The organism is Pseudoalteromonas sp. T1lg65 (genome assembly GCF_051930985.1).
Taxonomy (GTDB): domain Bacteria; phylum Pseudomonadota; class Gammaproteobacteria; order Enterobacterales; family Alteromonadaceae; genus Pseudoalteromonas.
In genome coordinates this window covers 1,326,708-1,342,268 of sequence record NZ_CP196837.1, presented here as the reverse complement: position 1 = coordinate 1,342,268, position 15,561 = coordinate 1,326,708, and the positions used below count along the sequence as shown (strand labels likewise).

The 15,561-nt window shown below is 42.6% G+C and carries 13 protein-coding genes; 5 read left to right on the top strand and 8 right to left on the bottom strand.

Annotated features, from left to right (window positions below; all coding sequences use genetic code 11):
• Positions 1–82: 82 nt before the first annotated feature.
• Complete coding sequence (locus ACSLBF_RS05700; RefSeq protein WP_440055639.1) at positions 83–1,519, bottom strand: sigma-54 dependent transcriptional regulator; 1,437 nt, start codon at positions 1,517–1,519, stop codon at positions 83–85.
• A 148-nt stretch (positions 1,520–1,667) separates the two neighbouring features.
• The gene (locus tag ACSLBF_RS05695) at positions 1,668–2,453 is read right to left on the bottom strand and encodes a flagellin N-terminal helical domain-containing protein (RefSeq protein WP_440055638.1); all 786 of its coding nucleotides are present in this window, start codon (positions 2,451–2,453) and stop codon (positions 1,668–1,670) included.
• A 225-nt stretch (positions 2,454–2,678) separates the two neighbouring features.
• Here ACSLBF_RS05695 and pseB point away from each other — a divergent pair, with 225 nt between their 5' ends.
• Genes pseB through ACSLBF_RS05670 form a run of 5 tightly spaced genes read left to right on the top strand, consistent with a single transcriptional unit; the run spans position 2,679 to position 8,031 of the window.
• Entirely contained in the window at positions 2,679–3,680 is a 1,002-nt protein-coding gene (gene pseB / locus ACSLBF_RS05690) for a UDP-N-acetylglucosamine 4,6-dehydratase (inverting) (RefSeq protein ID WP_440055637.1), read from the top strand.
• Positions 3,677–4,834: a UDP-4-amino-4,6-dideoxy-N-acetyl-beta-L-altrosamine transaminase gene (gene pseC / locus ACSLBF_RS05685; RefSeq protein WP_440055636.1), complete on the top strand. Its 1,158-nt coding sequence runs from the start codon at positions 3,677–3,679 to the stop codon at positions 4,832–4,834. Before pseB ends, pseC begins: the two co-directional genes overlap by 4 nt.
• Positions 4,825–5,709, top strand: coding sequence for an aldo/keto reductase (locus tag ACSLBF_RS05680; RefSeq protein ID WP_440055635.1), 885 nt, complete (start codon positions 4,825–4,827; stop codon positions 5,707–5,709). The genes pseC and ACSLBF_RS05680 overlap by 10 nt, the downstream gene beginning before the upstream one ends.
• 54 nt (positions 5,710–5,763) lie before the next feature.
• Positions 5,764–6,909: a Gfo/Idh/MocA family protein gene (locus tag ACSLBF_RS05675; protein WP_440055634.1), complete on the top strand. Its 1,146-nt coding sequence runs from the start codon at positions 5,764–5,766 to the stop codon at positions 6,907–6,909.
• Positions 6,910–6,942: 33 nt separating this feature from the next.
• The gene (locus tag ACSLBF_RS05670) at positions 6,943–8,031 is read left to right on the top strand and encodes an FkbM family methyltransferase (RefSeq protein ID WP_440055633.1); all 1,089 of its coding nucleotides are present in this window, start codon (positions 6,943–6,945) and stop codon (positions 8,029–8,031) included.
• A 3-nt stretch (positions 8,032–8,034) separates the two neighbouring features.
• Here the strand turns inward: ACSLBF_RS05670 and ACSLBF_RS05665 are convergent, their stop codons facing one another.
• The 6 genes from ACSLBF_RS05665 to ACSLBF_RS05640 form a co-directional block, all read right to left on the bottom strand.
• Entirely contained in the window at positions 8,035–9,099 is a 1,065-nt protein-coding gene (locus ACSLBF_RS05665) for an FkbM family methyltransferase (RefSeq protein WP_440055632.1), read from the bottom strand.
• A 494-nt stretch (positions 9,100–9,593) separates the two neighbouring features.
• On the bottom strand, positions 9,594–11,120 hold the full coding sequence (locus ACSLBF_RS05660) for an AAC(3) family N-acetyltransferase (RefSeq protein WP_440055631.1): 1,527 nt from the start codon (positions 11,118–11,120) through the stop codon (positions 9,594–9,596).
• Positions 11,120–11,371, bottom strand: a complete 252-nt coding sequence (locus tag ACSLBF_RS05655; RefSeq protein ID WP_440055630.1) for an acyl carrier protein — start codon at positions 11,369–11,371, stop codon at positions 11,120–11,122. Before ACSLBF_RS05655 ends, ACSLBF_RS05660 begins: the two co-directional genes overlap by 1 nt.
• Positions 11,368–12,465: an FkbM family methyltransferase gene (locus ACSLBF_RS05650; protein ID WP_440055629.1), complete on the bottom strand. Its 1,098-nt coding sequence runs from the start codon at positions 12,463–12,465 to the stop codon at positions 11,368–11,370. The genes ACSLBF_RS05655 and ACSLBF_RS05650 overlap by 4 nt, the downstream gene beginning before the upstream one ends.
• A gap of 107 nt (positions 12,466–12,572) precedes the next feature.
• The gene (locus tag ACSLBF_RS05645; protein ID WP_440055628.1) at positions 12,573–14,066 is read right to left on the bottom strand and encodes a class I adenylate-forming enzyme family protein; all 1,494 of its coding nucleotides are present in this window, start codon (positions 14,064–14,066) and stop codon (positions 12,573–12,575) included.
• Complete coding sequence (locus ACSLBF_RS05640) at positions 14,059–15,561, bottom strand: class I adenylate-forming enzyme family protein (RefSeq protein WP_440055627.1); 1,503 nt, start codon at positions 15,559–15,561, stop codon at positions 14,059–14,061. Before ACSLBF_RS05640 ends, ACSLBF_RS05645 begins: the two co-directional genes overlap by 8 nt.

The following is a 15,561-nucleotide window of genomic DNA, read 5'->3' as shown; positions in this document are numbered from 1 at the left end:
CCTAAAGTTAGCTCTCTAAAACGCTGACGATAGTAATCGGTGTCAGCCCATTGTCATCTTAAGGTTTAGAAAGGCAAATAGCCTAATCCCTATTCAGGTTATACTTTTTCATTTTTTCAACTAGTGTTGTTCGACGCACACCTAGTATTTCTGCCGCACGCGCTACGACATAATCGTATCTGTTCAATGCTTGACTAATTAGGCTGATCTCAAGTTCGGCCAAGTATTCCTTCAATTCAATGCCTTCCTCAGGCAATAAACCAGGATCTGGCTGAGTTGCTATCATATCTTCTTGATAACTTTCATCGTCTTCACTAAAACCTTCACTAAACAACTCGTTAAATGCATCTTTCTCTAGCAATTCTTCAGGGTATTCTGGCTCGTATGCATCCACTTCGATATAACGATATTTATTAGGTAAGTCGGTTACATCAACGACTTTGTCTGGGAACATGATCACCATGCGTTCAACGAGATTAGCCAATTCACGAATATTGCCCGGCCACTGATGCGACTTTAAACTTTCAACGGCTCGGTCCGTAAACTGTACCGTGTTACCGGTTTGCTCGCTGACTCTGCGTGTAAGCTCTTTAAGTAATAAACCGATGTCATCTGCACGTTCAGCAAGAGAAGGGTTTTCAATAGGGAATACATTCAAACGATAAAAAAGATCTTCCCTAAACTTACCCTCCTCAATCATATTCTCAAGATTGCGATGGGTAGCTGCAATAACCCGCACATTTGCCTGAATAGGTTTAGTCCCACCTACTCGCTCGTATGTACGTTCTTGTAAAACACGAAGCAGCTTAACTTGCATTTGTAACGGCATATCCCCTATTTCATCTAGAAATAATGTGCCATCTTGCGCTAATTCAAAGCGCCCTTTGCGCGCTGAAATTGCCCCAGTAAATGCGCCCTTTTCATGACCAAATAATTCACTCTCAAGTAGTTCACCAGGAATCGCACCGCAGTTAACAGGAACAAACGGTCCCTGTGCGCGTTTTGAGAGTAAATGAACGTTACGAGCCACTACTTCTTTACCCGTGCCGGATTCGCCTAATATCAAAACATTTGCATCAGTTTTAGCCACTTGTGAAATCAAAAAGCGCACATTTTTAACAGCTTCCGTCTCTCCGACCAAGCCATCAAATACTTTACTTTTGACTTTCTGGTCTTTATTAGGAAGCATCCGCAAGTATTGTTGACAGTCATGTAGTAACTGCATTGTTACATCTTGACTAAAAGGCTCAGTAATAAGGCCGATTACGTTGGGCAAGGTAAGCAATGAACGCAGCGTTTCCCCAACTAGCAAAAAAGGCACTGCAGGAAGAGATTTAATTAGATCTTCATGGGAGTTATCATTTAACGCGCCAAGTACCATTATCGGTTCTTGATACTTAGTAATTTTGTCCAGCGTAAAGTCAGCTTCGTGTTGTAACTCGTTAGCTTGTCCAACAAAGCTCAACGATGCGCTAAAGCCAATCGCTCTGTTATTATTGTTATCTAAGATCAAGACCATTACTTGGTGTCCAATCTACTTTCGTTAAGATCAATAGTTAGATTGTAAGAGAGATAGGGAGGGATGCAATACCTAAGTGGCAACTTTTTGACATTTGCGCCAAAAAATTGCCACTCGGTATGTTTTAAATCAATACTTTGGTATTAATTTATAACAGATTCAGAACGGCCGATGCCGATTGGTTTGCTTGTCCACGAAGCGCAATTGACGCTTGTGACAAAATATCGTTCGATACCTGATTGGTTACAGCTTGAGCATAATCAGTGTCTTGCATGCGACTCTGACTTGCAGCAATGTTTTCTCTTTGGTTGCTCGACGAGCGAATTGTACTAGATAAAGTATTTTCAAACGCACCAAGTTCTGCTCTTTGACTATTAAGCTCTTCAGCAACTGTATCAGCAACATCAATAGCCGCTTGTGCACCTGCCTGTGTTGAAATATCAACTGTTAGGATGTCATTTGCAAAACTGCCATCAGACTGAGCTAACGTCTTGGTGGTATTTGCATCAGGGCCGATTTGAAAACTTGTAGATTCACCATTAAACAACGGCGCACCGCCAAACGTGGTGTTTTCGAAAGTTTCCGTGATTTGCGTTTGTAGCTGAGCAACTTCGTCCTGCAGCGCTTGACGGTCACTGTCTGTTAATGCCCCGTTGCCTGACTGAATTGAAAGTTCCCTGATACGAGAAACCGCATCATTAACCCCCGATAAAGCTGACTCGGCCGTTTGCGAATAGGAAATACCATCGTAAGCATTGCGAATACCTTGGCTGTAACCGTTCTGCTGAGAGGTCAATCGATCGATAATCTGCAGTGCAGCTGCATCATCTGCGGCTGAATTCACTCTTTTACCAGAAGACAGCTGCTGATTGAGTTTGTTACTAGTCTGCTCAATACGATTAAAGATACTGGTACTTTGTGATTGGATTTTCATATAGCCTCCCATCAACTATTACTAGACTTAACCCTACTCCAATTTGGCTAAAAAGTCACCTTATAACGTAAAATTGACAGTGACACTGGCATAATTACTGCAAAAATAGTCGAACTGATATAAAGTATTGAGTAGTAGTTACTTTATTCGAAAAATAAGTATGTACAGCGGGTTTTATGCTTTGCATACTGTAAAGAATTGATTGCACCTCTAGGTGGATACCCTATGTTTGATAACAAAACAATATTGATTACGGGTGGGACTGGCTCGTTTGGTAAGAAGTACGTAAAGACTTTGCTTGAGCGTTATAAACCCAAAAAGATAATCGTCTTTTCACGAGACGAGTTAAAGCAATTTGAGATGCAACAAGTGTTTAATCAGCCTTGCATGCGTTATTTCATAGGAGATGTCCGCGACAAAAGCCGGTTGCGCAGAGCAATGCAAGGCGTCGACTATGTGATCCACGCGGCAGCTTTAAAACAAGTCCCAGCCGCAGAATACAATCCGATGGAGTGTATCAAAACCAATATTAATGGGGCTGAAAACGTCATTGAGGCAGCGTTGGATAACAATGTAGAAAAAGTAATAGCACTTTCCACCGACAAAGCAGCCAACCCCATCAATTTATACGGTGCCACCAAGCTCGCTTCTGATAAGCTGTTTGTTGCAGCAAACAATATTGCCGGTGGGCATAAAACCATGTTTTCAGTAGTACGTTACGGAAACGTAGTGTGCTCTCGAGGTTCAGTGGTCCCAATCTTCCAAAAGTTTATTGATGAAGGCAAAGACCACATTCCGATCACCCATGCCGATATGACGCGTTTTTGGATTAGCCTTCAACAAGGTGTGGACTTTGTTTTAAATAACTTTGAAAGAATGCTCGGCGGAGAAATTTTCGTTCCAAAAATACCCTCAATTAGAATTACCGATCTGGCGACAGCGATGGCACCAAATTTACCACAAAAAATCATTGGTATTAGGCCCGGTGAAAAACTACATGAAGTGATGTGTCCCGAAGATTTATGTTTTGATACCTTTGAATTCGATGACCACTATGTTATTGCGCCAGGTATCAAATTCAGTAGTAGAAGTAACAGTTTTGATATCAATGCGTTAGGGGAAAAAGGTAAAGCCGTCCAACCGGGATTTGAATATAATTCTTTGAGCAACCCACATTACCTCTCTGTAGAGGAGATCCAGGCCTTCAACGCCAAGGCTCTGCCATGATCCCATACGGTAGACAGGATATTAGCCAGCAAGATATTGACGCTGTTTTAGAGGTGTTGAAATCTGACTGGCTCACCCAAGGTCCAAAAGTACCTGAATTTGAGCACGCAATAGCGAATTATTGTCAGGCAACATACGCCTGCGCAACTAACAGCGCAACTTCAGCGCTTCATGTTGCCTGTTTGGCTCTGGGTGTAGGTCCAGGTGATTATGTTTGGACTTCTCCAATTTCGTTTGTAGCCTCTGCCAACTGCGCATTATATTGCGGTGCACAAATCGATTTTGTGGATATTGATCTGGACACCGGCAACATGTCTACTGAGGCGCTGGCGATCAAGTTAGAACAAGCTGCTCAGCAAGACTGTCTTCCCAAGGTTATTATTCCCGTGCACTTGGCTGGGCAATCTTGTGATATGGAAACAATTTACAATTTGGCGCAGCGTTATAACATCAGGATCATAGAAGACGCATCTCACGCGATTGGCGCTAAATACAAGAACAAACCCGTTGGTTGCTGTGAGTTCTCAGACATCACTGTATTTAGTTTTCATCCGGTTAAAATTATCACTTCTGCTGAAGGTGGAATGGCAACCTGTAACGACGCTGCACTTTTGAAAAGTCTGCAGCGCCTCAGAAGCCATGGCATTACAAACAAACAAGAAGAAATGACTGAACCAAGCCATGGGCCTTGGTATTATCAGCAGTTAGAACTTGGCTACAACTATCGTATGACCGAGCTGCAAGCTGCTTTGGGCTTAAGCCAACTGCAAAGATTAGATGAATTTGTCGCGCGCAGAAACCAACTCGCCGCAATCTATTATACAAGGTTGAGTGAGTTTCCAATTGAGCATCTTCAACAAAGTGAAGACTGTCTATCTAGCTATCACCTGTATATCGTGAAACTGCAAGAAAATTTCAAAGTGGGTCATAACCAACTGATATGTTTACTTAGAGAGCATGGTATTACCAGCCACTTGCACTATATTCCGATTCATTTGCAGCCTTTTTATCAAAGCATGGGATTCAAAGCTGGGGATTTCCCCAACGCTGAAGCTTACTATCAGCAGGCCATTACCATCCCGCTCTATCCCACTATGACATCAGAAGAACAAAACAAAGTCATCGCGGAACTCGGTAAGGCACTATGCGATTAGCGTTAGGCACAGTTCAGTTTGGTTTAGATTATGGCGTTAGCAATCAAAATGGACGTCCTACTCAAGCCGAAGTTGAACGCATATTAACCCTCGCTCATGACGCCGGCATAGCTACGATAGACACCGCGCTCGGTTATGGAGACAGTCATAAAGTATTGGCAAAACACCAAAACTTACACCGCCACTTTAATATCGTGTCTAAGCTGCCACCGCTGACGGAATCGCAGTTTGAAGAAAACGACGCAGAAAGATATCAACAGTTCATAGATCGATGCTTTTCTGAACTTAAAGCGCCAGCTTTGCAAGCAATACTATTCCACCAAGCCAGTGACCTTTTTAAATCGGGTGTTGAGCCGATTATGCAACGTTTGGTACAAATGAAAGAAAGTAAGCTGATTGATAAGGTTGGCATATCGGTATATTCAGGTTGCGAAATTGAGCCTATTTTGCGTCACGGCCACATAAACCTGGTACAAATACCTTTCAATGTTTTTGATACCTATTTTAAACAGTGCAATGCCCTGCAAAATTTTCAAAATAACAACATAGAAATTCACGCCCGTTCGGCATTTTTGCAAGGGCTTTTGTTGATGCCAATTGATAAGTTGGCTAGCTACTTTTCTCCTTGGAAGCCCTACATTAAACAATTTCATGACACCGCTAAACACCTGAATGCTTCTTTACTTTCGTTATGTTTAGCATACGTTTTGAAAGAACAGGAAATTGCAAAAGTGATTATTGGCGTAAACAGTTATGCCGAACTAAGTGAAATTCTCGAGGCATACGAACGAATCGATACGATTAACCTTTCTGAGCTACCTGATTTATCTATCAACGATAGTCGACTTACTAATCCAGCGCTTTGGAAGCTATAAATATTTAGACCTTGATGCCGATAACAACAAGAACACCGAAAGAAGGCCCAATTAATGACAACGACAAATAACGTAAAACTTAAGATTGCTTTCATTGGCGGAGGCAACAACTCCGCAGTAGGTTACGTGCATTTTGCAGCCACTCAACTTGATAATAAATTTGAGGTCGTTGCAGGCGCTTTTTCTAGAGATCAAACCGAAAATATCGCGACAGGCCAGCGCTGGGGAGTACCGGTTGAGAATGTCTTTGAAACTTGGCAGGCTTTAATTCGCGAAGGCCGAGAACTATTTGATGCCGTCGTCGTTCTTACGCCAACACCGCACCATATTGAAGTCCTTGAAACACTATTAGAAAGTAATATCCCTATCATTTGTGAAAAGGCGCTAGTTACTGGCCCAAGTGAAATCAAGCGTCTTGAAAAGCTCTACGACAGCAATCAACATTTCCTTGCGGTCACCTATAACTACAGTGGCTATGCTATGGTCAGGGAATTAAAACACTTGGTCAACCAAGGGGCGCTCGGCACAATTCAAAAAATTCATTTAGAAATGCCGCAAGAAGGGTTCAGACGTCCACCCGATATTGCAGGTAAACCGTCTATGCCACAAGCATGGCGTTTAAAAGATTGTGAAGTTCCGACTATTTGCTTAGATTTAGGTGTTCACCTTCATCACTTATCTAGCTATCTGCTTGAGCTGGAACCGACACACACCATCGCGCAATTTGCCAACCATTCTCAGTACCCTGATCTCGTTGATGATGCTTTCTTGTTATTAAAATACCCGAACGACATAAAAGGCAGCATGTGGATGTCAAAGACCGCTATTGGTCATCGAAATGGCTTACAGGTTAGAATATATGGCGATAAAGGCAGTGCGCGTTGGATACAGCTAAACCCGGATGAACTGGAGCTCAATTATAACGATGGCAGAAGAGAGATCTTAGACCGTGCGGGTCAGTGTGAATATGCCAATCAGTTAAGGTATAACCGAATGAAACCCGGACATCCAACAGGGTTTGTCGAAGCCTTCTCTAACCTTTATACCGATATTCACACTGAGTTGACGCAATATTTGTCTAATTCGCCAGAAAAGAGCAGCTATGTTTTTGGCCTGCAGCAAGCTAAAAGTGGCATGAACTTATTTAGTGCTGCCAAAGCTTCTGTTGAATCAGAGCTGTGGGAAAAAGTATCTAACTAATTACTAAAGCAAACTCGGTTAACAGGAGTAAAAATGCTAGATTACAAACATGTAGCTATTTATGGCGCTGGTGGAAACGGACAAAAAGTCTATAAAGCCCTTACCGAAAATGGTGTGAAAATCGCTTTTTTTGTTGATTTATATTGCCAAGAAACCGAGTTTGAAGGATGTCCAATTTATCGTCCCGATACCATTCCTGACAAGTCAGTCCCCCTGCTGGTGTCTGTGTCATGCATCAGTGAAAAAATAAAACAAGAGCTGTTACACAGTGGTGTTGAATCTTGCTTAAATATGAACGAAATCATTAAGCAATATCCTTATGTACTAGATTACTTTTTCAGCACCAACTATAAAGACAAACTCAAACACAGTGTTATTAGTGATGCTACAGAACTCGCATGGCTTAGAGAAAGCCTTGAGGATGAGCAAAGCAAAGCTTGTTTAGATACCATCATCGAGTTTAGACGTTATGTCGATGGCAAGCACTATGTTGAAAATGACTTTTTGGTGCAGTATTTTCCACCTTGGTTGCTTGAACTCCCGATGTGGCAAAACGGCATTAATTTCGTAGACTGCGGTGCATATATTGGCGATACCATAGATAGCGCGGTTGAAACGCTAAGCCAAGCCGGCTTAAACCTGAATTCAATGATCTGTTTTGAGCCCGATCCGGCTAATTACGGGGCGTTGCAGAAAAAGGCCGCTGCACTCGTCGAGCAGCCGTTTAATACCTATTTATTCCCGTGTGGCGTTTGGCATTCGAATACAATTTTGAATTTTGATGCCTGCCAGTCTCAAGGGAAGTTTGATGATACTAATACTAATCTTGAACTGGGCAGTTCTTTACCCGTTGTAGCGCTTGATCAAGCCTGCATAGGTTCCAAAGTGAATTTTATCAAAATGGATATTGAAGGGACTGAACCCCAAGCACTTGAAGGCGCTAAGCAAATTATTCAAGGCTCAACACCACTGCTTGCGATCTCGGTTTATCACGAACCGGAACACTTATGGCAAATTGCACAGCAAATTATAGCGCTCAACCCAAACTACAAATTTAGACTCCATTGCCACGGTGATTTTGGTATAGAGATTATTCTATACGCCATTCCTGCTGGTAATTAACGCTTAGACCGCAAATAGCACAGTTTCACTGTAACCCTGAGTATAATGCTTTAAATAAAACTTATACTCAGGACAAAGGGCTCTTAATAAGATGGGAACCTGAGTTAAATGCTCAACACGGTGGTAAACACTTACTGCCAACTTAGGTTTGTGTGATTTAATCAGCTGCTCCATACCTTTAATTACGTCTAACTCTACGCCCTCTACATCCATTTTTATCAAATCAGGCGTTATTGCATTGTGCTTACAAAAGCTATCAAGGCAAATCTGCTGTACTGAAACAGTATCTGGCTCGCCTTCACTGTCTACCACTTTTGATGAAGTACCAGACACATTAAAGTAAACCGTTTTATCACCACTCCCCACTGCTGCGGAAATGACATTGACGGCTCTAGAGTGTTGATATTTTTTTTCTAGCATCGCGACTTGGTCAGGTATTGGCTCGAACAAGTAGGCGCTGCCATTGTTCACGTACCTAAGAAAGCGCTCCGAGTCTGTGCCATCATACGCCCCTAAATCAAAAAAAATGGCGCTGTCTTTTAATGGCATCACATAAAGTTCTAGATACATATTGGTGATGTCGAACTCAAAATCTTCCATATACGTTAAGTCATAATTATTTCTAAAATTCACGATTGCATCAAAAGTGCGTCTCGACTCATCATCTTCTAGCCAACTTTTTACTGTTTCGTAATCGTGTTTATGGGATTCCCAATGCTTTACAGCCCCATCCCAAAAGTCGATTTTGGGACAATTGAACCCTGAGTTTCGATAAAAATAAAAGTAGTCACAATAATTAAACCCTTGCTTTTCTAGCAGGTGATTGACGTCAACCGGACGGCTGTTGGTTACGGCGGAGACAATACATGCATTTTTCGGCGTATCGACAAGCTTTATACATGGAACACCATGAAATACCTCTGAGGGGTGAAAATTATCGATAACCGCGGTTATCTGAATGTTTTCTTGGTTGAATATGTCGATGAGTGCCTGAGCTTCAGTGGTGGTGCCAAAAATATAACGCTGTGCTCCTTGCGCTAAAAACCTATCGATAAAAGACTCACCCATATTTGCTCCAACCTACACTTAATTTATTGTTAACTAAGTATAAACATTAAAATCAAAAAGCCTATACTCGATGAGAAAATATATTAAACTGATGTAAAAAGCGTCTACCACAGAGCAAATAGCAACCAGGAAAAATTTACATCACGATACATTGTTTCGGTTTTAGAAATAAAAGAATTTAGTTTTGTAGTAATAAAATTTGTTTTTACTTGGGTGGATTTGGAAATGTGTCGCTGTCAGCCATCTAATATAAGCGGTTTGGTGATAGAAGTGGTCGCTTAACTACTTTTATTGGTCACTATTTGAGCGAGTTTTTTGGCTTACCGAATTGCGTTTAACAGAGCATTAGATTACCCATCATACCGTTATATCTGAGTAGGTCGAATAACGAAGCGACGCCATCCGACACTATGTAAAAACCTTTGTGAGTGACGGTATTTCAAGGTACGACCGTCTCAACTGGCAACATGCAAAGCCTGACCATTAATTATTCATTAAGACACTATTCTTGTGGTTATAGTTAAGTTAAAGTCGGCCAGTTTTAACACCGCATTCGGGTTATATCCGTTGACATGCCAACGCTGCCAAGTTGACTTGTCTGTTGGTGATAAACATTCCACCAGCTTAATATCGGCAATATGATGTAAAAACTCATGCAATGTTGCGGCTAGTAGCGCGGTGTGCGGAACCACAATAAGTGTTGCTGTATCGCTAATTTGTGTATCGATAAACTGCTTGAGTGACGTTTCACTGTCGAAGTCAGAACTGCACAAGCACTGAACCGTGTCCAGGCTACCTTTTCTGATAAGCGTGATAAACTCCGCGTAATAGGTCTCGGTTTGGATCTCAATGTCGATTAAGTCGTCGCTTGTTTCTAACAGCCTACCCATAAGCCACCAATCTCTTTCGATATAAGGCGGAAAGCGCTGACTTTCTACACTATGGTCACTTAATTGCTGAGCGCTGATTTGGCCTTGAACAGAGGTGCTGTAATCTCCCACCAGATTGATGTCATCACTCAGTAATTGCTCATTGTGCATTGCACTAAAGGCACGCACATGCCACCCTTCAGGCACCACATGATCAAAGTGGTTTTGCCCCGTTTCAAAACGGATTTGCTGATATCGAGGAAACTGCTGTGCGAATTTCGCTAATAGCAGGTTGTTTCGCTCTGTACATTGATAGCTAAAATGTTGTGCGGAATCTATAGCACAACGCTCACGTTCAATTGCTAATACATCACCACGAGGGCCTTTCGCCATTAACCATTGATCTTGATTAAGGTGTTCCATCACAAAATTGAAGTACGCATCGTAGCTACAAGCATAAATTCTACCGCGCCCTAAATCCGAATAGCTCCAAATACCATGTTCAAACGCCAATTTACCGATAGGATGGGCGTTGGCAGTCGCATTGTCACTCAGCAAAGGTACGCTGTACAACCACTGTTTAGGTTCGGTTTCACCGGAAAAATACCCCGTAAATAGCTTATCGTAACGAAATGGTACGGCAGCAATGTAATCCGCATAATGAATAAACGGCGTCCAATTGGGTCCTAGACCGAGGTTTAAGCACTTCACCTTTTTGCCAAGTAACTTGGCAAAAATGCCGTTATACCCGTATGAACTATTGCCTATCTTTGTAAACAGGCTGGACAATGGCCCCTTGATAGCGACCGACATAAATGGGTCAGGGCTTCTATCAACATCTTGCTGTTGTAAAAAAAAATTTGGAAATGGGCCGATTTCAGCAGGTGTGGTGCGAGTGTCGTACACTGCTGGCGCACTATATCTGTGCCTGCCAAAGGTATAAGAATAAGTTGGGACAATGATCGAACCACGCTCACCTACCGCATTACACAGGGCTTGAAAAAAAGCTTGATTGATATCATCCTGAGATGTTGCGCCATCAAGAAAGCCAAACATCCCCAAGGAGGTAGTCACAAACACATTATCGCCGCTTTTGATACCAGCCAGAGCCAAGCTTGTTGCGATATCTTCGCTTGAGTAGGTTTTTGCCACTATTGACTCTGTTTCTGCTTAATAATTTCAGCGATGCCACCTAAGCTACGAAACTCTTCCGATTGCGTATCTTCAGGGTCTAGCTCAATTTCAAACTCTTCTTCAATAGACATCAGAAACTGCATCAATCCAAATGAATCGATGATCCCCGTGTCCAGAGGACGGTACTGTGCAAGCTGTGATTCGCTCATGGTGCTAAAGTCAGCGCGATCTGCTAACAGATCACTTAAACGTCTAAGTATCTCTTTCATGGCTTTACTTTTGGTACTGCGTAAAAAATAGTCTCAAGCCCCCAATGTCCTTCTTGTCGCATAAAAAAGTCATATTTTCCGGGAGCAATCTCGTTGATTAACAAAGGCATACGCCAGATGTCTGCGGGGTCATGATATACCGATAACGCCAAGGTTGGTAGTGTGTTTTTGATTACTGGGGCTAATTCCTGTAATGCTTTAAAATCCGCTCCCTCAATATCCATTTTGATAATGTTGAATTGATATTCACGACATAGTTTTTTAAGGTCAATGACTTCAATTAAGGTATCCGTAGTTTTAATGCTGTCTTTATCGACCACACAAACACTGGTACCTGAACTATTTCCCTGCAACACCAAGCTTTGGCCTTCCGGCACTCCCACGGCTCCTTGGATAACCAAAGCATTTTCTAAATCAAGTTGCGCTAAACGGTGCTCTAGGTTTTTAATATTATCAGGCGACACTTCAATACCTACGTAGTTTGAAATTTTTTCAGGCCACCTCTCATAAAATGAGGCTAATGAGTCACCATCAAACGCCCCAATATCCAAAATCTGCAAAGACTCATAGTCATAGAGCTGAGCAAGCTCCGGTGGGAAATACATTTCATGTGTGTCTGGCCATGGGTAGGTGTTCGCACAGGGCCGTTTCCTAAATGCAATTAATCCATCAAATACGATTCGAGACTTTTCATCACTGAATAACGGCATCAGCTTACTTACTGCTTCGTCATCCCACTGACATTGTTGAGGTGATTTTCGCCACAAGACACCGTCAGTATTGAGTGCCTGTAATGAGTTTGGGAATAAGTCAAAAACTTCATGGGTTGGGATTACGGTGTTAAAGCCCTTCTCATACAACGACTCTTCAACTCCTGGATAACCTAGAATGGAAATTACAATAGCAGGCTCAAATGGGCCACTGAAGTCTGCTAATTTGTAAATAGGTACGCCGCGATAGAAATTCGATTGTGGGTCTCTTTCTATAATCCCCAACAACCTTTCGCTTTTATCTGATTTGATAACACTATCGACTATCGCTTTACCATATATTCCCGCACCATAAATATAATATTCCTCTCCTATTGCACCCACTAAACACTTCTCCAAACGGTATTCATGTAAATAAGCGTAGAACTAAAAACCTAAAGATCAAAAAAATCAGTAAGTTCCATTCCAAACATAACACATGAAACGTTTTATTAAAAAGTATTTAACAAATCAAGTTTTTTTGCTAATCGTTGTAGTGGTTCAACATAAGTCACGCCACATTGCCTGCGTTGTATTTTTCCTAAACTGGTTTTGGGAAGTTCTGTAACTATTTGAATTATAGGTGGTACCTGATATGAGTTAAGTCGTTGGTTACACCACTTCCTAATTTCTGAGACTTTAATCTCTTCTGTCAACACAATACAGGCTGCAACGTATTCACCCAAATACTGAGATTCCACAGCAAAAACAGCGCTTTCTTTAATAGCGCTATGGGCATTTAGCACAGCTTCAACATCTTCAGGGTAAATATTAATGCCACCGGAAATAATGATATCTTTAGCGCGGCCTTTAAAATATAAAAAGCCGTCATCATCTAAATAGCCCAAATCACCGGTGTAAAAGAAGCCATCACGAACAGCTTTTTCGGTTAATTCTGGTTGCTCAAAGTAGCCTGCAAAGGCGGTGTGTGATCTCACCGTAATTTCTCCACAAGTCCCAGCGCTAAGCTCATTTCCTTCTTTATCTCTGATGGCAATAACCACACCGGGCACTGCGCTGCCAACACTGCCTATTTTTTCTGGGTGTGAGCTGGTATTAATGTCGCTCACCGTGCCAACTTCCGAAGCCCCATAGCATTCGTGTAACTCACAATTGAGGTTTTCTTTAAGCTGTTTTTTGTCTACATCGGTAAGTAGTGCAGAGCTAGAAACAATTTTTTTCAGCGATTGAAGCTGGTCTTTTTGCTCTTTTAGCAATGAGCTCAATGCAGCCAATTGTGAGGAAACTGCGATCGTAAATGTAACAGAGTACTTTTCTACCTCATCAATCCATGCAGCTGGTTTGAAGCTATCAAGGATCACACAAGTCGCGCCGAGCATCAGTGGCATCAATGTCAGGCGTTGCGCAAGTGAGTGATGTTGTGGAGTGCCACATAAAACCACGTCATCTTGGCTTAGTTGATAAAGGCCAACTGCCGATTGTGCTCGGTTAATTTTAGTTTGCTGGTTAAATACAATGGGCTTTGGCGCTCCCGTCGAGCCAGATGTCATCGTCAAGATATAAGGAATATCAGTGGTACTCGCGGGTTGATATGGCTGTGCTTCAACCTTTGTCAATTGCGCTATGGTGTACTGTTTAGCTTCCGTTTCTACTGCTAGCGCTTTTTCCGTCAACAGTGCAATGGCGCCTGTTTTTTCCACTGCGGTTTTGATTTGTGCGATCGGACTGTCTGAGCTTAGAGGCACAATCACCGCACCAATCTCAGCCAGTGCAAGCATTACTATCGAATTTTCAATACCATTAGGGAGCAACGTGATAACGCGACAACCGGCTCCGATGTTTAAAGCTGCAAGCCGCCCAGCCGTTAACTCGAATTGCTGTACTAGATGCTTATAGGTCAAGCATTGATCTTTAAAAATAATCGCGTGCTTATCTGGTGTTGATGTCGCGTTCAGCTTGATCTGCTGAGTTATGGTTTCACTCACCAAACATCTCCTTAACTTGCTGCCGCAATATCTTGCCAAGGCTACTTTTTGGTAACGCTGAAACCTGTTGAATCGTTCGTGGTTGTTGATAATCAGTGAGTTCTTGAAGACAGGCTTTTCTTAAATCTAACTCAGAAGCGCTGTTATCTGAGCTGGTATAAACCACCTTCACGACTTCACCAAGTTGCGCTTCTGGTACAGAAAAGGCCACACAGTCATCTACCCCAGGCACAGCTTTGATAACGTCTTCGATGTCTTGCGGATAAACATTGATGCCACCCGATGAAATCACATCTTTATTTCTACCAACGTAATACAAGTAGCCATCTTTATCGAGATAACCTAAATCCCCTGTCGCAAAGAAGCCTTCATGGTCATACACTTCTTCGCTGAGCTTGGGTAATTTCAAATACCCTGAAAACGCGGTGATGGTTTTACAACGAATTTCTCCCACGTCGTTGGCGGCTACTTTATTACCTTCTTTATCAACCACTTTTAGCTCAACGAAGGGAAGCGCTTTGCCAACGCTGCCGTTGTGCTCGGCATCTATAGATACACAAAAGTCAGTCACAACGCCGACTTCCGAGGCCCCGTAGCACTCATGTAGTCGGCAGGTTAATGCGGCAACCAACGCCGTTTTCGTCGCGGCGGGTAACACCGCAGAAGAACTAACAATAGTCTTCAAACTGCTCAAGTCATGGGCTTTAGATAGTTCAGGTAAGATCATTTCTAGCTGACTGGATACCGCGAATAGAAAACTCACTTTATGACTTGTAATGGCGTCGAGCCATTTTGCTACATTGAATTTGGGAAGAATGACTGTGGTTGCACCAATTAACAATGGCATCAATAAACCGCGCTGCGCAAGCGAGTGATAGAGAGGCGTTGAAACCAGTACAACATCTGAACTATCGAGCCGATAATAACTAACCGTTGCTTCTAACGCACGATTAAGTTTACAACGTTGGCTTAACGTTATCGGTTTCGGATTGCCGGTAGAGCCGGATGTCATGGTTAAAATAAACGGTGAGTCTAGATAATCAACCGAGTCTGGTATAGCCTTACTGTGCGCCATCGCATCAGGCCAAGTCCATTCATTACCAACCTGTTTGTTGATTGACACTATCGAACGCTCGTCCAATACGCCCGATTCTAAAAGCTGCTTGGTTACACTTGACCAGCTAATCGCCAATGCCACAGGCGTACTTTTTAGCGCGCTAGCCAGTGCCGCACCTTTTAAGGTAATAGGCAAGGGAACCACAGCAACACCCAAAGCAGCGGAGGCCAACATCACTACCGCATATTCAATCCCATTTGGGGCAAATAGCGCGACTCTGTGTCCAGGCTGAATGCCTAATTGTGTTAAAAAGCCAATTAAGCGCTGCGTTCTATCTATCAGTTCAGCATAACTGACGGATTCTTCTTCATAAATAACCGCCGCTTTTTGGGGCGTAGCTTTGGCGTGCGCTGCTACATATTCATAAAGGTTTTGCAT